Annotated in this window: 24 protein-coding genes; 12 read left to right on the forward strand and 12 right to left on the reverse strand. The window is 57.9% G+C overall.

Annotation, left to right across the window (positions count from 1 at the left end; translation table 11 throughout):
• Window positions 1–156: 156 nt before the first annotated feature.
• Window positions 157–639 (reverse strand): class I SAM-dependent methyltransferase, encoded by a 483-nt coding sequence (locus tag GV827_RS15015; protein WP_164354631.1) that lies wholly within the window; start codon window positions 637–639, stop codon window positions 157–159.
• Between the two features lie 160 nt (window positions 640–799).
• On the opposite strand from GV827_RS15015, the gene GV827_RS15020 reads away from it, so the two are divergent.
• The 4 genes from GV827_RS15020 to GV827_RS15035 are packed head-to-tail and all read left to right on the forward strand — an operon-like array spanning window position 800 to window position 6651.
• Window positions 800–2569, forward strand: a complete 1770-nt coding sequence (locus GV827_RS15020) for an ABC transporter ATP-binding protein (protein WP_164354632.1) — start codon at window positions 800–802, stop codon at window positions 2567–2569.
• A complete protein-coding gene (locus tag GV827_RS15025; protein WP_164354633.1) occupies window positions 2562–4472 on the forward strand; it encodes an ABC transporter substrate-binding protein in 1911 nt (636 codons plus the stop codon). The genes GV827_RS15020 and GV827_RS15025 overlap by 8 nt, the downstream gene beginning before the upstream one ends.
• A complete protein-coding gene (locus tag GV827_RS15030) occupies window positions 4469–5497 on the forward strand; it encodes an ABC transporter permease (RefSeq protein WP_164354634.1) in 1029 nt (342 codons plus the stop codon). The genes GV827_RS15025 and GV827_RS15030 overlap by 4 nt, the downstream gene beginning before the upstream one ends.
• Window positions 5494–6651 carry an ABC transporter permease gene (locus GV827_RS15035; RefSeq protein WP_164354635.1) on the forward strand — a complete coding sequence of 386 codons (1158 nt, stop codon included), beginning with the start codon at window positions 5494–5496 and terminating at the stop codon, window positions 6649–6651. The genes GV827_RS15030 and GV827_RS15035 overlap by 4 nt, the downstream gene beginning before the upstream one ends.
• A 117-nt stretch (window positions 6652–6768) precedes the next feature.
• Here the strand turns inward: GV827_RS15035 and GV827_RS15040 are convergent, their stop codons facing one another.
• Window positions 6769–7542, reverse strand: coding sequence for an MBL fold metallo-hydrolase (locus GV827_RS15040; protein WP_164354636.1), 774 nt, complete (start codon window positions 7540–7542; stop codon window positions 6769–6771).
• Between the two features lie 85 nt (window positions 7543–7627).
• Window positions 7628–10066, reverse strand: a complete 2439-nt coding sequence (locus GV827_RS15045; protein ID WP_164354637.1) for a mechanosensitive ion channel family protein — start codon at window positions 10064–10066, stop codon at window positions 7628–7630.
• Between the two features lie 255 nt (window positions 10067–10321).
• Between GV827_RS15045 and GV827_RS15050 the strand changes: the two genes are divergently transcribed.
• The 6 genes from GV827_RS15050 to GV827_RS15075 are packed head-to-tail and all read left to right on the forward strand — an operon-like array spanning window position 10322 to window position 16336.
• Window positions 10322–11524, forward strand: coding sequence for a glycosyltransferase family protein (locus GV827_RS15050; protein ID WP_164354638.1), 1203 nt, complete (start codon window positions 10322–10324; stop codon window positions 11522–11524).
• Between the two features lie 5 nt (window positions 11525–11529).
• Window positions 11530–12786 (forward strand): glycosyltransferase, encoded by a 1257-nt coding sequence (locus GV827_RS15055; RefSeq protein ID WP_164354639.1) that lies wholly within the window; start codon window positions 11530–11532, stop codon window positions 12784–12786.
• Window positions 12786–13862, forward strand: a complete 1077-nt coding sequence (locus GV827_RS15060; RefSeq protein ID WP_204325909.1) for a glycosyltransferase family 4 protein — start codon at window positions 12786–12788, stop codon at window positions 13860–13862. The genes GV827_RS15055 and GV827_RS15060 overlap by 1 nt, the downstream gene beginning before the upstream one ends.
• The gene (locus GV827_RS15065; protein ID WP_164354640.1) at window positions 13859–14443 is read left to right on the forward strand and encodes a histidine phosphatase family protein; all 585 of its coding nucleotides are present in this window, start codon (window positions 13859–13861) and stop codon (window positions 14441–14443) included. Before GV827_RS15060 ends, GV827_RS15065 begins: the two co-directional genes overlap by 4 nt.
• Entirely contained in the window at window positions 14440–15585 is a 1146-nt protein-coding gene (locus tag GV827_RS15070; RefSeq protein WP_164354641.1) for a glycosyltransferase family protein, read from the forward strand. The genes GV827_RS15065 and GV827_RS15070 overlap by 4 nt, the downstream gene beginning before the upstream one ends.
• Window positions 15575–16336 carry a polysaccharide deacetylase family protein gene (locus GV827_RS15075; protein ID WP_164354642.1) on the forward strand — a complete coding sequence of 254 codons (762 nt, stop codon included), beginning with the start codon at window positions 15575–15577 and terminating at the stop codon, window positions 16334–16336. Before GV827_RS15070 ends, GV827_RS15075 begins: the two co-directional genes overlap by 11 nt.
• Window positions 16337–16347: 11 nt before the next feature.
• Here GV827_RS15075 and GV827_RS15080 read toward each other — a convergent pair whose 3' ends face one another.
• Window positions 16348–17178: a BKACE family enzyme gene (locus GV827_RS15080; protein ID WP_164354643.1), complete on the reverse strand. Its 831-nt coding sequence runs from the start codon at window positions 17176–17178 to the stop codon at window positions 16348–16350.
• Window positions 17179–17254: 76 nt separating this feature from the next.
• Between GV827_RS15080 and GV827_RS23415 the strand changes: the two genes are divergently transcribed.
• Window positions 17255–17491 (forward strand): hypothetical protein, encoded by a 237-nt coding sequence (locus GV827_RS23415; protein WP_204325910.1) that lies wholly within the window; start codon window positions 17255–17257, stop codon window positions 17489–17491.
• Between the two features lie 87 nt (window positions 17492–17578).
• Here the strand turns inward: GV827_RS23415 and GV827_RS15090 are convergent, their stop codons facing one another.
• Genes GV827_RS15090 through lepA form a run of 3 tightly spaced genes read right to left on the reverse strand, consistent with a single transcriptional unit; the run spans window position 17579 to window position 20418 of the window.
• Window positions 17579–18025 carry a hypothetical protein gene (locus GV827_RS15090; RefSeq protein ID WP_164354644.1) on the reverse strand — a complete coding sequence of 149 codons (447 nt, stop codon included), beginning with the start codon at window positions 18023–18025 and terminating at the stop codon, window positions 17579–17581.
• Window positions 18026–18041: 16 nt separating this feature from the next.
• Window positions 18042–18626: a hypothetical protein gene (locus tag GV827_RS15095; protein ID WP_164354645.1), complete on the reverse strand. Its 585-nt coding sequence runs from the start codon at window positions 18624–18626 to the stop codon at window positions 18042–18044.
• Entirely contained in the window at window positions 18619–20418 is a 1800-nt protein-coding gene (gene lepA / locus GV827_RS15100) for a translation elongation factor 4 (RefSeq protein ID WP_164354646.1), read from the reverse strand. Before lepA ends, GV827_RS15095 begins: the two co-directional genes overlap by 8 nt.
• A gap of 232 nt (window positions 20419–20650) precedes the next feature.
• On the opposite strand from lepA, the gene GV827_RS15105 reads away from it, so the two are divergent.
• Complete coding sequence (locus GV827_RS15105; protein ID WP_164354647.1) at window positions 20651–21010, forward strand: hypothetical protein; 360 nt, start codon at window positions 20651–20653, stop codon at window positions 21008–21010.
• Between the two features lie 17 nt (window positions 21011–21027).
• Here the strand turns inward: GV827_RS15105 and GV827_RS15110 are convergent, their stop codons facing one another.
• From GV827_RS15110 to GV827_RS15130, 5 genes are all read right to left on the reverse strand, one after another.
• On the reverse strand, window positions 21028–21609 hold the full coding sequence (locus GV827_RS15110) for a GNAT family N-acetyltransferase (RefSeq protein WP_164354671.1): 582 nt from the start codon (window positions 21607–21609) through the stop codon (window positions 21028–21030).
• The gene (locus GV827_RS15115) at window positions 21591–22001 is read right to left on the reverse strand and encodes a ketosteroid isomerase-related protein (RefSeq protein WP_164354648.1); all 411 of its coding nucleotides are present in this window, start codon (window positions 21999–22001) and stop codon (window positions 21591–21593) included. Before GV827_RS15115 ends, GV827_RS15110 begins: the two co-directional genes overlap by 19 nt.
• 52 nt (window positions 22002–22053) lie before the next feature.
• A complete protein-coding gene (locus GV827_RS15120; RefSeq protein ID WP_164354649.1) occupies window positions 22054–22419 on the reverse strand; it encodes a hypothetical protein in 366 nt (121 codons plus the stop codon).
• A 151-nt stretch (window positions 22420–22570) separates the two neighbouring features.
• Window positions 22571–23041 carry an arsenate-mycothiol transferase ArsC gene (locus GV827_RS15125; RefSeq protein ID WP_164354650.1) on the reverse strand — a complete coding sequence of 157 codons (471 nt, stop codon included), beginning with the start codon at window positions 23039–23041 and terminating at the stop codon, window positions 22571–22573.
• Window positions 23042–23521 carry a UPF0262 family protein gene (locus GV827_RS15130; RefSeq protein WP_164354651.1) on the reverse strand — a complete coding sequence of 160 codons (480 nt, stop codon included), beginning with the start codon at window positions 23519–23521 and terminating at the stop codon, window positions 23042–23044. It abuts the gene before it with no gap.
• Between the last annotated feature and the right edge of the window lie 24 nt (window positions 23522–23545).

Here is a 23545-nt window from a genome sequence, read left to right on the forward strand (position 1 = left end):
CATGTAACCCTCCCGATCACACTTATTTCGCACAGCAAAACGGCGTTCCACTAATTTTCGCGGAAGTTAGAACCGTCTTTTGCGAACCGCAAGGGTTAGTTCGGGCGCTGACCGGACAACCGGCCTAATTTCTTGTTAACATGTGGAAACTTTGGATCAGCCGTAAATAAAACAGCTGTTCGGAACAGCGCCGGGCGGCAGATCCAACTCTTTGAGGTTGTCGAAATACATCCTGTCGCTGGCTACCATCAGCCCGCCTTTTGCGAGCAGAGGTTCAATCAGCGGTGAAACGGCGCGGGCAAAAGCGTCGTTCTTTTCGGGGTTGTGACCGCCAAGGTCCGCATGGATCAGCGATGCCGTTGGGCCGAACCGTTCCAAGGCCTGCGGGAGCGTTTCATTCACGTCTCCGAGGATCAGCATATCATCGGGCGGGGTGCTTTCAGGGTGAGAGGCGACGGCGCGCTCAAATACATAGATGTCGCGCCCCGGCATAATTTCGACCATGTGGTGATAGGTGCGGCCATTGCCAAGACCCAGTTCGAATACCGGGCCCGACATGTGGGCGGTTTTTTCAGCAGCATGGTTCAGGCATGCGCGTTGCGATGTCATGCGGTTGATGAAAGCATCAAGGCGACTCATATCGGGCTCCTTCTTGACTGCGCGTGATCTCACGACAGTATTTCCGACCCTTATGTTGCCCGATCCCGGCCCGGTGCGCCAGAGTGAGACCTAGACGCTGAGCGGCAAATCGGCTTCAATCCGAATCCGTAGCCAGAATTTTCTTACCGTCAGGACGTTAATGACCTCTTTGCTGGAAGTAGAAGCGCTTACGATTGGGTTTGGCGATGCGCCCCCTGTCGTATCTGACGTAAGCTTTGCAGTCGAAGCGGGTCAGACGATGGCGTTGGTGGGGGAGAGCGGATCAGGCAAAACGCTGACCTGCCGAAGCGTTCTGCGCATTCTGCCAGAGGCCGCGCAGGTGCGCGGTGGGCGCATCCAGTTTTCCGGAAGCGCACACCAGGTCGATCTTTTGAAGGCACCGGAACGCCAGTTGCGGTCCATCAGGGGTGACCGCATCGCGATGATCTTTCAGGAACCCATGCGTTCATTGTCGCCACTTCACCGTCTGGGCAATCAGGTGAGCGAAGTACTTCGCCTGCACCGCAGCATGGGCCCCACCGAAGCTAAGCGGCGGGTGCTTGAGCAGTTTGAGAAGGTCGGCTTTGCCGATGCTGAGCGCGCGTGGCGCAGCTATCCGTTTGAGATGTCGGGCGGTATGCGGCAGCGCGCAATGATCGCGATGGCGATGGTTGCACAACCTGAATTGCTGATCGCAGATGAACCGACAACGGCGCTGGACGTGACGACACAGGCGCAGGTATTGGGGCTGATCAACCGGCTCAAAGAAGATACCGGCATGGCGGTGATCCTGGTGACCCACGATCTTGGCGTTGTCGCCAATATGGCGCAGCATATCGTCGTCATGAACAAAGGCCGGGTGATGGAAGCGGGCAGCGCCGCAGATGTGCTTGGCGCACCGGCCCATGGCTATACCAAGAAACTGATTGCAGCCGCCCCCATGATCCCCGATGTCGCGGCCCCCGCGAAACCGGCCACCGGCAAGGATGTCATCCTGGACATCAAGAATGTCACCAAAAGTTTTACCATGCGCGCCGGAGGGTGGCGCAAACCGGTCGTGGTGACCGCATGCAAGGACGTGAACCTCCAGGTCTTGCGAGGCAAGACCTTGGCTGTGGTCGGTGAAAGCGGATCTGGGAAAACCACCTGCGCGCGTGTTGCGTTGGGCGCAGAACGGCCTGATCCGGGCGGCGAGGTGATTTTCGCCCCTGCTGTCGGGGCCGCGCAGATTGCCGTGCACGATATGACGCCAACAGAGCGCACGGCATTTCAGCGGCAGGCGCAAATGGTGTTCCAAGACCCCTATTCATCGCTGAGCCCGCGCATGCGGGTCATGGAGGCGCTGACAGAACCGATGGAAATTCACCGGCTCGGCAGCCGCAGCGAACGCCGCGACAAAGCGGCAGAGATGATCCGCTGGGTCGGGTTGGACCCGGAGATGCTGAACCGCTATCCGCATGCCTTTTCGGGTGGTCAGCGACAAAGACTGTCAATTGCGCGGGCATTGACGCTGGACCCCAAGTTGCTGGTCTGTGACGAGCCGACCTCAGCCCTTGATGTGTCGGTTCAGGATCAAATTCTGAGCCTGCTGGAAGACATCCGGGACCGTGCCAACCTGAGCTATTTGTTCATCAGTCATGATCTGGCCGTGGTGGCGCGCATTGCGGACGAGGTCGCGGTGATGCGCGCCGGTGTGATCGTGGAACAGGCCCCACCGGACACGCTGTTCTACAATCCACGGCACCCCTACACCAAAGCGCTGATTGCGGCGCAGCCGGAACCGGACTTGGCGCGTCCGATTGATCTGGAACTGGTGTCCAAGGGTGCCGGGGCGCCGACGACCTGGCCCGAAATGTTCCGGTTTGATGGGACATCGGCACCGGCCCTGCGCGAACTGGAACCCGGTCACATGGTGAGATGCCATGCATAGACTGTTTGCCCTTGTTATCATCCTCCTCGCTTCCTCCGTGGCGGCCCAGCCGGGGTTGCAAGAAACGACATTCTGGAAGCAAGAGGTGCAGAACGGCAGTCTGCCGCCCGTCGCGGAACGCCTGCCAGAGGTGCCGCTGATCGTCGATCTGGAAGCCAAGGGCCGGACCTTCGGCAAGCAGGGCGGCACGTTGCGTACCATGGTCACACGCTCCAAGGACGTACGGCAGATGGTGGTCTATGGGTATGCGCGCTTGGTGGGCTACGACGCCAACTACGACCTATATCCAGACATCTTGCGCGATGTTGAGGTGATCGAGAACCGCAAATACATTCTGCACCTGCGCCCCGGCCACCGCTGGTCTGACGGGGTGCCGTTCACCTCGGGGGATTTCCGCTATTGGTGGGAGAAGGTCGTCGGTAACGAGGAAATCACGCCCTCCGGCGCGCCCGAATTCATGTTCGTAGATGGCAAGCTGGGCAAGGTGAGCTTCCCGGATGACCATACTGTCATCTTTGAATGGGACGCGCCAAATGCAAACTTCCTGCCTCTACTGGCGCAGGCCTCGCCCCCGTTCATCTATCGTCCCGCGCATTATCTGAAGCAGTTTCACGCTGACTTTGCCGACCCGGATGCGCTTGCGGACGAGGTGCGCGCCGCACGAGTCAAAAGCTGGGCCGCGCTGCACAATCGGCGCGACAACATGTACAAGTTTGACAATCCGCAACTGCCCACGTTGCAGCCATGGATCAATGCAAGCGGCAAGACCTCGCGCCAGCTTTTTGTGCGCAACCCCTATTATCACCGCATCGACGCACGCGGCGTACAACTGCCCTATATCGACGTGGTCAACATGACGATCGTGGGCGGCGGTCTGGTTGCGGCCAAGTCCAATGCAGGGGAATCCGACCTTCAGGCGCGGGGGCTGTCGTTTCCTGACGTTGCCATACTGAAGAAGGGTGAGCAGGACGGCGGCAACTACCGTACGTTCCTTTGGGCCAGTGGCGTTGCAAGCCAGATCGCAATTTATCCCAACCTGAATTTCCGCGACCCCGTCTGGCGCGAGGTGATGCGCGATGTGCGTTTCCGCAGGGCGCTCAGCATGGGGGTGGACCGCCGGATGATTAACCGCGCCCTCTACTTCGGTCTGGCCAGCGAAGGGGGCATGACGGCGTTGTCCTCCAGCCCGCTTTACAAAGAAGACGACCTGATGATGTGGTCCGAGATGGACATTAAGGCTGCCAACGCCCTGCTGGACGAGATGGGGCTGACCGAACGCACGCCAGCGGGTCTGCGCAAACTGCCTGACGGGCGGCAAATGGAGTTCGTGATCGAAACCGCCGGTGAACGTCAGGAAGTTGAGAACGCACTGGCCATCGTCACAGACACATGGCGTGAACTTGGTATCAAATTGGTGATGCGCCCGCTGGACCGCGATATTCTGCGCAACCGGGTATACGCGGGCATTACGATGGCGGCGATCTGGTATGGCTGGGACAACGGCCTGCCCACGGCCGGCACTTCGCCCAAGTACCTGGCCCCGACCAATCAGGAATTTTTCGCCTGGCCTATGTGGGGGCAGTACTACGTGACCGGAGGCAGCGCGGGAGAACCGCCTGACCTGAAACCCGCACAAGAGCTTTTGGAGCTAGCCGACGCGTGGGCCCACACCACTGACAAGACTGAACGGACGCGGATCTGGCACCGGATGCTGGATATCCACGCAGAGCAGCAGTTTGCAATCGGCATTCTGTCAGAGGCACCACAGCCCATCGTTGTGTCAAAGAACCTGCGCAATGTCCCCGAGAACGGCATCTGGGCCTATGACCCCGGCGCGCATTTCGGGGTCCACCGGGTTGATGAGTTCTATTTCGACGAACCGTTCGAGCAGGTGACGAAATGATGCTGTTGCGCTATGCCGTCTTTCGGCTGCTGTCGATGCTTCTGACGCTTTGGGTCGTTTCGATCCTTGTGTTCATCATCATCAACCTGCCGCCGGGCGATTACCTCAGCAACCAGATTGCGGAGCTGCGGGCAACCGGTCAGGCCGAGGGGATCGCCAAGGTGGAATTCCTGCGCAAGGAATACGCGCTCGACCGGCCAATCTGGGAGCAATACTTCATCTGGGTCGGCATGATGCCGGGGCCAAATGGGTTTTCGGGACTGCTGCAAGGTGACTTTGGCTGGTCATTCGAATTTGACCGTCCTGTGGGTGACATCGTCGGCGATGCATTGTGGTTAACGGTATTGGTGAACCTCGCTGCGGTGCTTTTCGTCTATGCCGTTGCCTTGCCACTGGGCATTCTGGCTGCGGCCAAGTCCGAGACATGGGTGGATTACACCGCCGGCTTCATCGGCTACCTGGGCCTTGCAACGCCGAACTTCCTGCTGGCGCTGATCCTGTTCTACTACGGAAACAAGTATTTCGATCTGCCCATCGGCGGACTGATGGGACCCGAGTTCGAGGGCGAACCGATGTCGTGGGACAAGGTGAAATCCATTCTGCTGCACCTGATCGTACCGACTTTCGTGATCGGCACCTCGGGCGCGGCCGCAATGATGCAACGTCTGCGCGCCAATATGCTTGATGAATTAAGCAAACCCTACGTCGAGACGGCAATTGCCAAGGGCATGGCCCCGTCGAGAATGCTTGCGAAGTACCCATTGCGCATGGCGTTTAACCCGTTCGTTGCAGACATCGGTAACCTGCTGCCTGCGATGGTGTCAGGATCGGTCCTTGTGTCGGTCGTACTGGGTCTGCAAACCATCGGGCCATCGCTGCTGACCGCACTGAAATCCCAAGATCAGTTCCTTGCAGCCTTTGTCCTGATGTTCGTGGCACTGCTGACGCTGATCGGGACGATGGTTTCTGACTTGCTGCTGGTGCTGCTTGACCCACGCATCCGCTACGGAGGGCGCGAGACATGAGCGGCATCCAACCTGACAATCGCTTCGTCGATACGGCGCCGTGGATTGACGAAGCGGACCTCAGCGCGCCCGAACGCTCGGATATGGATGCGCCCGGCTGGTTGCTGACATGGCGCAAGTTCAAGCGACACAAGATCGCACTGATATCGGCCATTTTCCTGCTGACCTGTTACCTGATCCTGCCCATTGCGGGTTTCATTGCCCCCTACACCCCGAACGAGCGCAGCGCCGATTATCTTTATGCGCCGCCACAAAGCATCAACCTCTGGCACGAGGGGTCTTTTATCGGGCCTTATGTCTACCCGATTACGGCAGAGGCCGATCTGGTCAATTTCCGCTGGACCTATACCACGGATGAGACCACGCCGATGCCGCTGGAGTTCTTTTGCGAAGGCGATGACTATCGCCTGTTTGGCCTGATCCCGTCCGACACCCATCTGTTTTGCGCGCCTGAGGGCGCTACAGTGTTCATCTGGGGATCCGACCGCCTCGGCCGCGATGTGTTCTCTCGCATCCTTTATGGCGCACAATTATCGCTGACAGTGGGCTTGATCGGCATTACCGTATCGTTTCTTTTGGGGATCACTTTCGGGGCAATGGCCGGATATTTCGGCGGGAAGACCGATTGGATCATTAACCGTGCCATCGAGATACTTCGTTCGCTTCCTGAATTGCCGCTTTGGCTGGCGTTGTCAGCAGCCGTGCCGTCGAACTGGGGACCGGTCGCGGTATTTTTCATCATCTCGATCATTTTGGGCATCCTTGACTGGCCAGGGCTGGCCCGCGCAGTGCGTTCCAAATTTCTAAGTTTGCGCGAAGAGGAATACGTCAAAGCGGCCGAGATGATGGGGGCGAAACCCGCGCGTGTGATCCGAAGGCACCTGCTGCCCAACTTCATGTCGCACCTGATTGCCAGCGCCACGCTGTCGATTCCGGGCATGATCCTGGGCGAAACCGCGCTGAGTTTTCTGGGTCTGGGGCTGCGTGCACCTGCCGTCAGCTGGGGCGTTATGCTGAACGATGCGCAAAACCTTGCAAGCATCGAAATCTACTGGTGGACGGCCATCCCGATGCTGCCGATCATTGTCGTGGTGCTGGCCTTCAATTTCCTCGGTGACGGGCTGCGCGCCTCGCTGGATCCCTACAAAAGCTGAGGGCGCTGACAAAAGCCAACGCCCTCATGTCATAAATGTTTATGATATCTTCGGCGGGTTTATGAAGCGAGGGTCATTGCCCGACCTGTCCACTTCCGAAAGGCCGTCGGAACGATCTTAGGCGTACCACTTGCCGAGTTTGACCTCGACCTCGTCGCCGACCATTTTGGCAAACGCCTCTGGATCCTGCGTGCCACCATCGCGTCCCCGGTAATGATAGGGGTACACGCATGTTGGTGCGAATTCGGAAACGGCTGAAGCAGCTGCGTTTGCATCCATCGTGAAGGGCAGGTTCATGCAGACAAAAGCCAGATCGATGTTTTCCAGCGCGCGCATCTCGGGCGTGTCCTCGGTATCGCCGGAGATATATATCCGGAAGTCGTCGAAGTTCAGCACATAACCATTATCGCGGCCCTGTGGGTGAAAGTTCAAACGATCTTCACTGATGTTATAAGCCGGGATCGCCTCAATCTTCATACCTGCGAACTCTGCGATGCCGCCGTTTGCAACTTCACTTGCGCGCCCTTTGAGGCCCTCTGACAATTTACCCATCACCGCTGGGTTGGTGATGATCTGCGTGCCTTCGGCAACGATCGCCTGCAAGGTTTCCTCATTGTAGTGGTCACCGTGCTCATGCGTGATCAGGATTAGATCAGGCGCTGACTTGCCCTCGTACTGGGCGGCGTCGCCCACAGGGTCGACATTGATGACACCCTTGGGCGTCTCCATCACGAAAGACGCATGAGCGACGGGATGAACGGTGATCTTGCCCGTATCGGTTTCAAAGCTATCGGTGGCATGGGCTGCCGCACGTGCGGAGAAGGGCAGAATGGTCATGGCACCGGCTGTAGCTGCAGAAGTGGCAAGGAAATGGCGTCGTGTCTGTGTCATGTGGCGCTCCTGTCATTTGTTTGACCTGAGCTAGACGAAAGTGACCTTAAGTCAAAACAGACACCTGCATGGTGGCGATCCTCCGCTAACGGTCATCGTCACCTGAATCCCCGGCGCCTCCTTCAAGCATTTCTTCCTCGATCGAGGCATGCGCCGCGGCGGTTACGGTTTTCTTTTGCTCTTCGGACAGTTCATCTACCTTGCCATCCGCTAGCCGAACGGTCACTTCGCGGTGCGCGAACTTGATCCCTTCGCGTTCAAACAATTCACGAATTTCCTCGTAGACGCGCTTGCGGATCACCCACTGATCGCCGGGTTTGGTCATAAACTTCACCCGGATGATCATGGCGCTGTCCTGCATTTCGATCACGCCCTGTGATTTCAGCGGTTGAATGAAGTCCTGACCTATCAAGGGGTCTTCCAAGAGGCGCTGACCCAGCTTCTTGATCAGTTTGCGGACCTTCTCGACATCCGTGTCGTAGGTCACGCGCAAGGGCAGCTTCATCATGACCCAGTCGCGGGAATAGTTCGTCATGACCTGCAATTCACCGAAAGGAATGGTGTGCAGCGCGCCAAGGTGGTGGCGCAACTGGAAGGAGCGAACCGAGATCTTTTCAACCGTCCCCTTCACCCCGCCTACGTCAAGGTATTCGCCTTTGCGAAAGGCATCATCAAAGAGAAAAAACGCCCCCGCAAAAATGTCGCGCACCAGCGCCTGTGAGCCGAAACCGACGGCGACGCCCACGATACCGGCACCGGCAAAGAGCGGACCAACGTTGATACCGATCTGCATCAGCACGATCAGCAAGATGGTGACCACAACGACGATCAGAATGATGTTTCGAAACAGAGGCAGCAAAGTCGCCAGACGGGACGCGGATGATCCGCCGCCCTCGTCGCCAAGCTCTGCCTCTTCCTGATCGCCTGTCTCTTCCCTGATCTTGCTGTCGATCCAGATACGGAAGGCATGATAGACGATGTAGCCGATAAATATGATGATCATGATATCAAGCAGCCTGTCGGCAAAGCTTTCAACCATTTCAGCGCTTTCGGTGTCCCAGATATAGAAAAACGCATAGACGCCTGCCACGAATGCCAAGATACCGGCCACGCGTCGCGCCAAACCTTCGAAGGTGTTCATCTCATAACGCTGGCCGATTGCCGCACGGGCCTCTTCCTCGGCAGCGCGGGTTTCGGAAAGCTCTTCTTCAAGCCGTTCTACTTCGTCGCAGTCGGCCAGTGTCGCTTCGGCCTCGGCGAGCGCTGCCTCCTGCGCCTCTTCCTCCGCCATAATCGCATTCATGCGCCTTACGGCACGGGCGCGGGCAAAACCCCGTTCGATCACGAAGTTGATGACGCCGTAGACAACGATGATCGACACCAGAATACCGTATGCGCCAGCAATCAAGGGGATTTGGTTCGGGTCGCCCAGAACCAGATTATAGGTCAGCTGGAACCAAGCGAAGATAACGTAAAGGATGACTGCCGGTGCCCAAACGTTACTGAGGAACCGAACGACAGTCGTGGTATCCTGCGGCTCCCTGCCGTTGCGAAGCGCATGGGAAATGGCCCGGCGATTGACAAGCACCATGACGATATTCAGCAAAACGATGACGCCAGACAGGATTGACGAAAGAAATGCGTAAACTTCGTAGTTCAATCCAAGCTGGGCTATCCACGCGCCGAACAGGATGGCACAAATATCAAAAGTAGCCAGCCCCCAGAGCCAACGATGCAGACGATTGGCGTCACGGTCAGTCAGCGCGGGAATACGATATTGAGCGAGGTAGGGCGACAGGATCATCCGCCATAGCCCCGCGATAAACCGGCAGGTGAAATAGCCAATGTTGATCAAGGTCGCGGTATACTGGATTGCGGTATCTTCGAGTGTGCCAAAGATCGAGACACCGATGATGTAGGCCACAAGCATCGAAACGATGATGCCGCCCACACCTGCAACAAAACGCAGGATAAGGAAGGGCATCTTTTCGGTGTAGCCTTGCGGGTTTTCCATGATGCGCGGCACGATGACGTGCTTCATGATCCGCTTGCCATAGACCTCGCGTTCAAACAGGACGCCCGCTGCGAACAAAAGCAGCGAATATAAAAGGACCTTGCCGAAGGCGATGAGGGTGCCATCAGGGCTGGCGGCGCGGAGGATATAAATGACCTCGTTGAAGGCATCAGGAAGTTGCAGAAGGCGGTCAATAAGAGCTTTGCGGAACCGCAACGTTTGATCTTGCAGCTTCATCACGCCCGAGGTTTCACTTTCCGGTTCAAGCGTGACCGGTAAATCGTTGGAGCTTTCCGACTGGGAGATCAGGCTGCCGTTGCTGTCGATAATGACCACCCCAACACCACTTTCGGCGGCCTGACGCATGATTTCATCGATCTTGTCATCAGAATCGGCTGGCGTCGCCGTGTCCTGAGAGAAAAGTGACCCCAGTGCCTGCGCATGCGCTGAATGCGGAGCCTGCGAAAGTAGCAAAATGAGCGTGAGAAACAAAAAAATTGAAAAGCGCATCACTGCCTCGAATGGCCTGAAAAGACACGATCAGGCTAAGCCAGCGCACCTTGCAATGCAATTGCGCTGAAACTGCCGCCTGCACCTGCAAGGGGTTGTTTTACAAAGCAGTCCATTCTGTGCCATAGCGGATCACAAGGTGAGTTGCTTCTAGGCAACTTGGAAATACACGACAAAGCCCCAAGGCTCAGGCCGCAAATCCCGCCAAGCGGATGCGTTGCGCCACATCGAACCGTATTGGGACAGGTGACACTTATGGGGCCAACGCTCTCCCAGTCCAACCGCGCCGCAACTTCGTCGCGTCGGATTATGTTATACAGCCATGACACTTTTGGATTGGGCCATCTGCGCCGCTCACGTGCGCTGGCCGCTGCCTTGACCGAAGGCGATCCACATGCCTCGGCCATCATTCTTACAGGCTCGCCTGTTGCAGGCCGATTTACCTTTCCCGAACGGGTCGATCACATTCGCCTGCCCGGCGTAACCAAGCTTTCCGACGGGACGTATATCAGTCAGACCCTGGGTTTGAATATTGATGACACGACATCCTTACGTGCCGGCCTGATTCAAAGCGCGGTCGAACGCTACGAACCAGACTTGCTGATCGTGGACAAGGAACCGACCGGGTTCAGAGGAGAGTTGCTGCCCACGCTGGAATATCTGCGCATGCGGGGCCGGACCCGTGTGGTCTTGGGCTTGCGGGACGTCCTGGATGAACCGGAGGTTCTGGCCGCCGAATGGGCGCGCAAGGGGGCCATCGCTGCTGCCGAGAACCTCTATGACGAGATATGGGTGTACGGCGTGCGCGATGTTTATGATCCAACAGAGGGTCTGCCGCTGTCGGATGAAACGCGCGCGCGCATGCATTGGACAGGCTATTTGCGACGGCAAGTCACGGATGCGTCTGACACGCCTCAAACACCTTACATCCTGGTCACCCCCGGCGGCGGCGGCGATGGCGCAGCGATGGTTTCACTTGTGCTGTCGGCCTACGAGCAAGATCCTGACCTAAAGCCAAATGCCGTGCTGATCTATGGCCCATTCCTGTCCGGTGACGTCCGAGATGCATTAGACGCACGGGTCAGCAAATTGGGAGGGCGGGTTACCGCCGTTGGGTTTGAGAGCCGTATTGAGGCGCTTTTTGCCGGGGCTGTGGGTGTGGTGTGCATGGGCGGGTACAACACCTTCTGCGAGGTCTTGTCCTTTGACAAGCCCGCCGTGATCCTGCCCCGCACAAAACCCCGTCTTGAGCAATGGATCAGGGCCAGCCGTGCCGAAGATCTGGGGCTGGTGCGGATGCTGGACGAATTCCGGGACGGCATGACAACACAGGCGATGATAGAAGCGATCCGTGCGCTGCCGGACCAGCCAAAGCCATCGGAATCGGGGGCGGATGGATTGCTGGATGGCTTGGAAGTCGTGATCAAACGCGCCCGTGCGCTGATGGACAAGGGGTAGCAAAGATGGCGGATACCCGCGCCAAACCGTCCAGGCTTGCCATCGTTGTCAAAGGTTGGCCGCGCTTGTCTGAAACCTTCATCGCACAGGAACTGGTTGCGTTGGAAGAAGCCGGGCTAGAGTTTGACATCTGGTCGCTGCGGCATCCAACGGATCAGAAAACCCATCCCTTGCATGAGCGTCTCAAGGCTGCGGTCCACTACCTGCCAGAGTATCTCAGAGATGAGCCCGCAAGGGTTGCCCGCGCGATGGGTGCCGCTGTTGATCTGCCGGGGTTCGACGCTGCGGCAGCCGCCTATGCCGCCGATGTGGCACGCGACGACACCGCAAACCGCAGACGGCGCTGGGGACAGGCCTGCGTTCTGGCGACCGAAATGCCCGCTGATGTTGCCGGACTTTACGCGCATTTCCTGCATACGCCATCATCGGTGGCACGTTATGGGGCCATTCTGCGGGGGCTGCCCTGGTCCTTTTCAGCGCACGCCAAGGATATCTGGACCTCGCCCGAGTGGGAGCTTCGGGAAAAGCTGTCAGCGCAGAGCTACGGGGCAACCTTTGGAGCGACGTGCACACGGTTTGGTGCGGAACACTTGCAAGGGCTGGCTGATAATCCGGCACGTGTGGATCTCGTTTATCACGGGCTTGACCTGTCGCGCTTTCCCGAACCGCCAAAGCGGGAGTTGCGCGCCCCCGACGATGCGTTTCAAATGATGTCAGTCGGGCGGTTGGTTGAAAAGAAGGGCTTTGATAATTTGATCGACGCGCTTGCGCTTTTACCTGCCACGCTGAATTGGCGCTGGACCCATATCGGTGGCGGCGCACTGGATGCAGAGATGCGTGAGCGGGCAGAAAAGCACGGGCTGAGTGATCGGATCATCTGGCGGGGGGCATGTGACCAGCCCGAGGTGATTGCCGCAATGCGAGAGGCGGATTTGTTTGTTTTGCCGTCTCGGATCGCCGCAGATGGTGATCGCGATGGCCTGCCAAATGTGCTGATGGAAGCGGCCAGTCAGCGCTTGCCGATCCTCAGCACCCCGGTTTCCGCGATACCTGAGTTTATTGAGGACGGTGTGCACGGTGTTCTGTCCAGCGACGCCCCTCCTGCCCTTGCCGCCGCAATGCTCGATCTTGCGCAAAAGCCCGACAAGGCCGCAGGTCTGGCAGATGCTGCTTTCGAAAGACTGACGGCTGATTTCCTCATGCATCCCGGCATCGTGCATCTGACATCACGGCTGAACGCGATGCTGGCGCGGGACGCCTGATGCGGCTGGCTTTCTATGCGCCCATGAAGCCACCCGATCATCCGGTGCCGTCAGGTGATCGCAGCATCGCCCAATCCCTGATCGCCGCACTGGAATATGCCGGCGTGTCGGTTGACCTTGCCAGCCGCCTGCAAACCCGCGACGGTCGGGGGCAGGACGTGCGGCAGAGAGAAATCATGGAGGCCGCAAAGACAGAAGTGCACCGCCTGATTGCTGAAGGTCGCGGGCGTGCTTGGGACGGCTGGGTCACGTACCACAACTACTACAAGGCCCCTGATCTGATTGGCCCGCAGGTCGCTGCAGCACTGAATATCCCTTATCTGCAGATTGAATCGACACGCGCAAAAAAACGCCTGACCGGACCTTGGGCAGAATTCGCCCGGTCCGCAGAGAAGGCGACGGATGCGGCAAGCGTTGTGTTTTACTTTTCAAAGCGCGATGGGGAAACGTTGAAACGGGATATGGTTCTGGACCAACAATTGATCCATCTGCGCCCATTTCTAAACCGCGCGGAAATTGCATACGGTAGCGTATGCAATGGTCCCATCCTCAGTGTTGGCATGATGCGTCATGGCGATAAACTGGCCTCATATGAAATCATTGCGCAGTCTTTAGCACTTTTACCCCAAGATGGATGGCAGCTCGAGATTGCGGGTGATGGACCGGCCCGGAGTGAGGTTGAGGCTTTGATGCAACCTTTTGGCGCAAACGTCCGGTTTCTAGGGCAACTTGAGGACGACGGTATTAATCTGGCCTATGACCGTGCCGGATTGTTTTTTTGGCCGGGAGTGAACGAAGCACTTGGCATGGTCTATCTCGAAGCACAGGCAGCCGGGCTCCCGGTTGTGGCGCAAGACCGCCCTGGCATGCAGGAAGTGCTTGCACCGAATACATACCCATCCGTAGACGAGGGCGCGCAAGGACTTGCTAAGATGTTGGAACTATACCTTCAGGATCAAACCCTGCGGCACGCCAAAGGTGCAGCGGCGCAATCTTTTGTTGCTGACCATCACCTTCTGCCACAAGCCGCCCGGACCCTGCGAGAAGGTCTTGCCAAAGCGGGGCTAAGCCTATGATACGAATTGCCTTGTTACGACATGGCCACACGGCTTGGAACCGCGCCGGGCGCATTCAGGGACGCACAGATGTACCGCTCGATGAAGACGCGATCGCTCAGCTATCAACACTGGCCCTGCCCGCCGATTGGCCAGAAAGCGCGCTTTGGTCGAGCCCTCTCAGTCGTGCTGTAGACACGGCCAGATTGGTGGCTGGCCGTAATCCCATGACGGACCCTGCATTGACCGAAATGAATTGGGGTGACTGGGAAGGCCAACATGCAGCTTCACTTTACGAGGACCCGAACAGCGACTATCGCCACCTTGAAACATGGGGCTGGCACTATACGCCACCGAATGGCGAAAGCCCCGATGCGCTGCGGGCGCGATTGATCCCTTGGATTAACGCCCGTACCGAAGACACCGTTACAGTCTGCCATATCGGTGTGATGCGCGTGATCCTCGCGATGGCGACAGGGTGGGATTTTGACCGCCCTGCCCCCTTTCAGATCAAGCGAAACCGCCTGTATGTGGTTGAAGTCACCGAAAACGGCCTGACGCTACAGCCTGAAGCTGTTCGATTGATTGAGCAATCACCATGAAGGTCATGATTGTCGTCACCCATCTGCTCGGCACAGGGCATCTGACCCGCGCCCTTACTCTGGGTGGCGCGTTTCAGGACGCAGGTCACCGGACAGTTATCGTATCTGGGGGGATGCCGACCGCGCACAAACACACCGGTGCGTCTGTATTCGTTCAGCTGCCGCCGGTCCGGTCAGATGGCACTGATTTCACCCGATTGATAGATGACAAAGGGGCGGTCGCAACCGACGTCTACCGTACCGCCCGGCAGAACCAACTGAATTCCCTTCTGCGCCAGGAACAGCCTGACGCATTGATCACCGAACTTTTCCCTTTCGGTCGGCGCATTCTCAAGGGCGAATTCTTGTCTTTGCTGGAACATGCAAAGACCCTTCCCAAGCCGCCCAAGGTCTTCTCTTCTATTCGGGATATCCTTGCGCCTCCGTCCAAAGCGTCCAAGGCAACCTTTGCCGATATTACCGTTGCCGCCTTGTATGACGCCGTCCTTGTCCACGCGGACCGCAATATGACGCCCCTAAACCTCAGCTGGCCCGTTTCGGAGCGTTTGGAACCCACGCTGCGCTACACCGGTTTCGTTGCACCACCACCTGCCCCACCTCACCCTGATCATCTTGGCGCGGGTGAGGTGCTGGTGACCGCAGGCGGTGGGGACGTCGGCATGGCGCTGTTTAATTGCGCGAAAGCCGCGGCAGCGCAGGACGATGCGCGTCAATGGCGTTTGCTGGTCGGGGGACAACACGCAACGGAACATTGTGAATTGTTGAACCGCGATGCGCCCGCCAACATGCGGGCAGAGCGGGCGCGGCCCGATTTCCGCAGCATGCTCCACCATGCGGCAGCATCGGTGTCCATGTGTGGCTATAACACCGCCCTTGACCTGCTTCAGACGACCTGCCCCGCTGTGTTTGTGCCGTTCGACGAAGGTAACGAGGTTGAGCAAGGCATCCGCGCGCAGGCATTGGCCCGTCAACCCGGCATAGAGATGCTGCGTTCATCCGAGATTACTGCGGGGACTCTCCTGACCGCGATCAACCTTGCAATCTCGGTGCCGCGCGAGGTTGCTGACGGGGCATTCGCGCAGGGCGCGCAGCGAACGGTAGAAATTGTCGCCGAGGTTTGCGGGGCGTCTCATGCAGGGTGATTGGGCGCCGCTTGAAAAAGAACTGGCCATCTGGCGAAATCAATCGCTGGATCTGCCGATTTGGTGGCGCGATGACGATGTGGTCGCCCAAACGGACGCCTTGGACACGCTCGTGCGGATGTCCGACGATCTTGGCCTGCCCGTCCATCTGGCTGTCATCCCGGTTGGCGCTGAAGTGTCGCTGGTGACAGTCTGTGCAGGGCAGGCGAATTTGGTGCCGATGGTGCACGGTTGGGCGCATCAGAACCACTCGCCGCCAGGTGAGAAGAAGGCCGAGTTCGGTCATCCAAGAGACGGCCTTGTTGCGGACGCCACCAAGGCTCTGACCCGGATGAGAGAACTGTTTGGCCCAGGTTTTCTTGAGATTTTCGTGCCACCCTGGAACCGGATTGATCCGTCTCTGGTGACGTCCCTTGGTGATATTGGTTATCGCGGACTGTCCACGTTCACATCCCGCGTATTCCGGCAGGCCGCGCCCGGTCTGGTCCAGATCAACACACATATTGATCCGATCCATTGGCGCGCAGGTGGTGGTTTGGTGCCGATAGAGCAGCAGATCGCGGGTATTGTGAGCCTGCTGCAGGACCGTCGCGCAGGACAGACCGATAAAACAGAACCGCTGGGCTTCCTGACCCATCATCTGGTGCATGATCCGTCCATCTGGGCGTTTACTGAACGCTTTCTGTCCTTCCTGCTGGATGGAGGTGCGCGCCCGGTGAACCTTGCGGATGAGGCAGATCACCTGCCCTGATCCATATCCCTTTACGCAGGTCGCAGACCCAGTATCTCGCGGGCCTGTGCAGGTGTGGCGACGGGTCGTTCGTATTTCTCGCAGAGGTCGGCAGCGCGTTTGATCAGGGCGGCGTTTGACGGGGCCAGCGTATCCTTGTCGAGGCGCACGTTGTCCTCAAGCCCCGCGCGGGTATGGCCCCCGGCAGCGATGGACCATTCGTTCAGGACGATCTGGTTGGGCCCGATCCCGGCGGCGCACCACAGCGCGTCGGGGGCGAGGCGGCTCAGGGTTTTGATATAGAAGTCAAAGACTTCGCGATCCACAGGCATGGCGTTCTTCACGCCCATGACGAACTGCACGTAAAGCTGACCGGGGATGCGGCCATCCTTGTTCATCTCGGCGGCCTTGAAGATATGGGACAGGTCAAAGGCCTCGATTTCAGGTTTGACCTCGTAGGTGCGCATCTCGCCTGCCAGCCAATCAACCAGTTGCGGAGGGTTTTCATAGACGCGCGTGGGGAAGTTGTTGGAGCCGACCGAGAGGCTGGCCATGTCGGGGCGCAGGGGCAGCATGCCGCCGCGTGCCTCACCTGCGCCGGAGCGTCCGCCGGTGGAGAACTGAATGATCATATCGGGGCAATGCTTCTTCAACCCCTCCTGCAGGGCCGCGAATTTTTCGGGATCTGATGATGGGGTTTCATCAGCGTTCCGGACGTGGGCGTGGCAGATGGATGCGCCCGCTTCGTAAGCTGCGTGGGTGGATTCGATCTGTTCTTCGACGCTGATCGGGACGGCGGGATTGGCGGCTTTGGTGGGGACAGAGCCGGTGATTGCGACGCAGAGGATGCAGGGGGTGGTCATGAGGGCGGGCCTTTGAATTTATCGAGAACCGGGCCAAGGGCGCGGAGTTTGGTCATTCTGCGTGAAATGTCGTGGGTTGTACACCGCATGTGAATCCGCGGGGAAGGGGGTTGGCGGCGTCTCGGAAACGATCCGGGGGATCGTTTCAGCCGCGAACGGGCGGAGCCCCGGCCACGAAGTGGATTGCATCCGGGACGCCGAGGATTTTGCGGCGCATGTGGATTATTGCCATTGGAACCCGGTGAAGCATGGGTTTGTGGATCGGCCCGAGGATTGGGCGTGGTCTTCCGTGCATCGGGAGAGTGGCGGGTAAGGGGGGCGTAGGGTGGGTTTTCAACCCACCAATGCGCGACGGTTCGGTTTGATGAGACGCGTGGAGGCAAGTCCCACCTTACGCTTGCTATGCGTGCTCATTATTGGCCAGGTAATGATCAAAATCCCAAAAGAGTTTCCAACAGTAGCCATCGAAAAGCTCTATTCGCGAATGATCATCGTCGGCATAGTCGCCCGCAAGACTGTTCTCAATGCGATTTTTGGTATCGGACGAACGGCCCTTTGTGGTCGCGAGGATCCGCTCCACCGAAACACCATCACCTGGAAGAAGGCGCATATTCAAATCGATAAATGAAAAGCCCAAGAATATGAGAAGCCTGGCACCTTGCAACGCTTCTGATATCTCTCGGGGTGTATTGGCATCCGCCACTCCTTCAGTAAATGTCCGAACGTCTGATGTCGCGCGAAGAATAGTATTTGTGTTTCGTTCTTCTCCAAAATACCCCATCTGCCCAGCATCAATGACTAAGTCTCCGATTGAGCCGTACGGATGGATTACGTTTAGCGCATTCATCACCTCTCTCGTTTGGTCAGGCCAATCGGAAATATGACCTCGCAGCGTGCGTGAAGAACTGCTTGATACAGCGGTCGTAGTTAAATGAAATGAAGGTGATACTTGAGATTGCCGCGAGGAACGCTTCGTAATCTCGCTTTACAACAATGATCTTAAAAAAGACCGACGCCCAAGTCTCACGTAATTCTTCGAAACGCATCCTGTTATAGATGTTCGACGGATCAACAGGCAACTTGCTGGTTCTTTCGGCGGCTAGGATCGCGTTGGCGATCGCGATTTTCCCCACGAGAACAATTTCTTCATCGGACTTGTGGGTATCCAGAAAATTATCAATCGAAGGCGCCAATGCCATATTTTCACTAATGAAGAGAGTTGCTTCTTGTAGCGGTGCGACAGGCTTTCCTTGTCGAGCAGCGTAGTCCCGCAATGCAACAAAGAGCTCACGGCCGTTTCCTGGCCGCAGGCTAAGGCCACCGTCAGATCGCTGAAAAGCGAGATTGTTTTGCAGTATTTCAGTGAGCTCCGCGCCAGTAGGCAAATCAAATTCTTGGCTCGCTCCAGCTCCAACTACGATCACATTCGAGCGGTCTTCGTTACCCATCCATCTTCAGCGCACTAATAAACGCCTCCTGAGGAATATCCACCTTCCCGAACTGGCGCATCTTCTTCTTGCCCGCCTTCTGCTTCTCCAGCAGCTTCTTCTTCCGCGTGGCATCGCCGCCGTAGCACTTCGCCGTCACGTCCTTGCGCATCGCGGATAGCGTTTCGCGGGCGATGACCTTGCCGCCGATGGCCGCCTGGATCGGGATCTTGAACATGTGGCGGGGGATGAGGTCCTTGAGCTTTTCGACCATGGCGCGGCCGCGGGCCTCGGCCCGATCCCGGTGGACCATGGTGGAGAGCGCGTCGACGGGTTCGTCGTTCACGAGGATGGACATCTTGACGAGGTTGTCGGTGCGGTAGCCGATCATCTGGTAGTCGAACGACGCATAGCCCTTGGTCACCGATTTCAGGCGGTCATAGAAGTCAAAGACCACCTCGTTCAGCGGCAGGTCGTAGACGACCATCGCGCGGGAGCCCGCGTAGGTGAGGTCTTGCTGGATGCCACGGCGGTCCTGGCAGAGTTTCAGCACGTCGCCGAGGTACTCGTCGGGGACAAGGATCGTGGCCTTGATGCGCGGCTCCTCAAGGTGGTCGACCAGCGTGAGGTCGGGCATGTCGGCGGGGTTGTGCAGTTCCTGCATCGTCCCATCCTTGAGATGGATGTGGTAGATGACAGAAGGCGCGGTGGTGATGAGGTCGATGTCATACTCGCGCTCGATCCGGTCGCGGATCACCTCGAGGTGGAGCAGGCCGAGGAAGCCGCAGCGGAAGCCAAAGCCGAGGGCGGCACTTGTTTCCATCTCGAAGGAGAAGGAGGCGTCGTTGAGGGCGAGTTTCTCGATGGCGTCCCGGAGGTCTTCGAATTCGGCGGAATCGACCGGGAAGAGGCCGCAGAAGACGACCGGCTGGGAGGGTTTGAAGCCCGGCAGCGCTTTGTCGCACGGTTTCTTTTCGTGCGTGATGGTGTCACCGACACGGGTGTCGCGGACCTGCTTGATGGAGGCGGTGAGAAAGCCCAGCTCGCCCGGACCCAGCGCATCGATCTCGGTCATGGAGGGGCGGAAGACGCCGATGCGATCGACGTGGTGCACGGAGCCGTTTTGCATCATGCAAATGCGGTCGCCCTTTTTCAGCACACCGTCCATGATGCGGACGAGGACGATGACGCCGAGATAGCTGTCGTACCACGAATCGACCAGCATCGCCTTGAGCGGCGCGTCGAGGGTGCCCTTGGGCGCGGGCAGCCGCGTGACGATGGCCTCGAGCGTTTCGTCAATGCCGATGCCGGTTTTCGCGGAGACGCGGATCGCTTCGGAGGCGTCGATGCCAATGACGTCCTCGATCTGCTCGGCCACGCGGTCGCAGTCGGCGGCGGGCAGGTCGATCTTGTTGAGCACTGGCACGATCTCGTGATCGGCTTCAATGGCGTGGTAGACGTTGGCGAGCGTCTGCGCCTCGACCCCTTGGGTGGAGTCGACAACCAGCAGCGAGCCTTCGACCGCGCGCATGGAGCGGGAGACCTCGTAGGCGAAATCGACGTGGCCGGGGGTGTCGATGAGGTTGAGGACATATTCCTCGCCATCCTTGGCGGTGTAGTTGATCCGCACGGTCTGGGCCTTGATCGTGATGCCCCGTTCACGTTCGATATCCATGCTATCGAGCATTTGTTCCTTCATGTCCCTGTCCGCCACGGTGTTGGTGGACTGGATCAGCCGGTCGGCAAGCGTGGATTTCCCGTGGTCGATGTGCGCGACGATCGAGAAATTGCGGATATGTGAAAGCGGTGTCATGGAGGTGGATATGAGGCGGAAACATGCTTTGGTCAATGGGATATGGCATAGTGATGGGCCGTCTTTGCATGTCTTGTCACGCGATTGCGCAAACGTGTCGCACCATTTGAAAAATCAACGCCCTTTTCGTGATTTGCCCCGCTCCCCCAAATCCGCCATACTTGGCTTCAATCCGGAAACGGACCACAAAAAGGGGCAAACCCCATCGGTCCAGCAAGGCAAGGCAGTTGTCATGATACGTTTGGGTGTGGTGCTGGTGGCACTTTTTGGGCTTTCTGCCTGTGGCGGCGGGTCAAGGTACGCGTCGGGAAATGCAGGAACGCCGGTGCTTTATGCGACAGGGCCGATACAGAAGGCCTGTCAGTCGGGCGGGCGGCGAGCAGCCTCACAGGCGCGGTGTGGTTGTATTCAGGCGGTGGCGGACCGGGAATTGTCGGGCAGTGATCAGCGGCGCGGTGCGCGGTACTTCCGGGATCCGCATCAACTGCAGCAGGTGCGGCAGAACCAGGATAACAACGCAAGCAATCGGCGCTTCTGGGCCGCGTGGAAGGCTTTCGGGCAGACGGCTGCACGCCTTTGTTCGGGGACCTGATTGCCGGGGGCGCGTGATCAGAGGTCGCAGAGCCAGAATTGCAGGGGTTTGGGTGTTTCCTTAGCGTCGCCCAAATCTTTCCATTCGAATTGTGCGATCACCCCGTCGAGCGGAGCATAGCCCCGAGCGCGCCAGAAGCTGTCGAGCGGGCGGTAGTCTGCGGGCCTGGCCGGGTGATCATCCGGGCGCATGACTGCACAAAAGCAGGATTTAGTGAAGCCATGTTGGCGTGCGTGGGCCTCTCGCGCGTCAAAGAAGGCGTGACCAACACCCCTGCCCCGGTACGCGCTTAAAAGCACGCTTTCGGCGCAATAGAAAATGTCAGACATATTCATTCCGGACTTGGCAAATGGGGCGGCGAAATCGTCGGCGTGATCTGCAAGGGGGGTGCCGGTGCTGGCGCCAACAAGCCTGTCTCCTTCAAAGGCACCCACGACAATGGCTTTTGGACTATTGCGGTAACTTTGAAGGTAGCTTTCCTCATAAGCCAAATCGCCATCATAGAGATAGGGCCAGTCGCGGAACACGTCGATGCGAAGGCGGGCAACGCCGCCGAGGGAATTAACAAGGGCCGCACCGGTCAGCGGTTTAACAATAATTGGATCTGAGCGGTCCAGTCAGACAGATTATAGCGGGTTGTGACGCGGGTGATCTTGCCATCATCGATGTCAAAAAAGGACCCGGCCGGGATACGGTAGGACTGTCCATGCGCAGGCGGGAGGCCATCATCCGTGGCAAGGTATGTGCCGTTGACGACGTATTCTGCAGCAGCGCGGGTGCCATCGTCATTCAAAAAGATGACCATGTCGGTCAGTTCCTCGTCATAGCAGCGGGTCATATGCGCGCAGAATTCGGCAAACTTGGGCTTTCCGACACGTATGTTTCCTTCGTTTACGTGGTGGGCAACATCCTCGGACAGGCAGTCAAGCATGGCGTCAGTGTTTTTCTGATTGAAAGCGTCAAAATACGATTGTATAAGTTGGGCCGACATTGAGAACCTCTGTTGCTGCTGCATTGCAGGGTGCCAATGCCAGCACTCAAGATCAATAGCCCCATAAGCCGACAAGGCCGAACGGATGACGCGTTTCCTCAACGCCTTCCGCTATCGGGATCAGCGCGACAAAAACCGGCGCGTCGAAGAAATTGGTGCGCAGGCTTTGGACGTTCAACCAGAACGTGATCCGCGCTGATATGAAAAGAGTGGCGCGTATAGGGCATATTGACGAAGGCCGCTGATCCATCAGGCAGGCGTCCTTGTGGTCGCCGATGTAGAGAATGCACCAGGAGCGGCCAATGGTGTCCGCAATAATCGGACCAACCGCCTTCATCTTTAGCACCGCGCCTGGGACATAGTCCGCCACCATCGGGTCGATCACCAATGCCGCCAGGAACAGCCCAAGCGCCAGCAAGCGTAGTGTACTTTGGTGAATCTCCTGATCGAACGCCGAACGGGTGCCATAGGTATCCCATTTCTTTCAGTCTATCAGACATAGAAAGCGCCAAATGCCCCATATTGGAGAAATCGGTCTTGGAAATAGCCTTTTTGCCTGTGTGCGCCGATTATTGCTCAACCGAATCGGCACATGGTGGGCCGAAACGATCAATCAAACGGTCCACTATCTGGTCGCGGGCTGCGCGAAACTGCGCCAGCTTTGCATCTCGGCTTTCCCCCAGCCCCGTCGGATCAAGGATAGGCCAGTATTCCACGTCGAGATGGAAGAAGCGCGTCAGTTCAAGTGCACGGCGCTGGCTTGCGGGGGACAGCGCAATGACGAGATCAAAAGAGCTCAAATCATCCCCCCATTGCTCCATTTCGTCAAAGCTCCGCGAACGATGCCGGGACAGTTCCACGTCTATTTCCTTGCAGACGGCAATGGAAAAGCCGTCGATCTCAAGATCGTTTTTCACACCAACCGACTGGACGTAGGTGTCAGTGCCGTAGAATTTTTTCATGATCCCTTCGGCCATGGGTGACCGTACTGCGTTGTGATCGCAGCAAAAGAGGACCGACTGAGGCAGCTCCGCGCTCATTTACCCGCCGAAGTGCAATACGCAGATCAGAGTGAAAAGACGTCGGGCTGTGTCGATGTCAATCTCGGCCTTGCCATCAAGGCGTTCCTGCAAAACGCGAGAGCCTTCATTGTGGATGCCGCGGCGGGCCATGTCGATGGTCTCGATCTGACTGGGTGGCAGTTTTTTGACCGCGTCAAAGTAAGATTCGCAAATCTGAAAATAGTCTTTGACCACCTGCCGGAACGGACCCAGAGAAAGGTGGAATTCAGCGGCTTTCTCTGCGTTTTCGGTTTCCACATCAAACACCAGTCGCTTGTCGCGGATCGACAGGCCCAGATGATAAGGGCCCTGAGGAACGGGGCGGTCATCACGCCGGGGCAGGACAAAGGTGTTGTCCTCCAACAGGTCAAACATGGCGACCTTGCGCTCCTGCTCGATCTCGGGCGTGGGGGGCGGGAGGCCGGCGTCGTCAAGGTTGATCTGGGTGATGCGAGACATGGGGCGCATCCTTTGCGGTGTGGT

It is taken from the genome of Sulfitobacter sediminilitoris (assembly GCF_010667575.1).
Taxonomy (GTDB): domain Bacteria; phylum Pseudomonadota; class Alphaproteobacteria; order Rhodobacterales; family Rhodobacteraceae; genus Sulfitobacter; species Sulfitobacter sediminilitoris.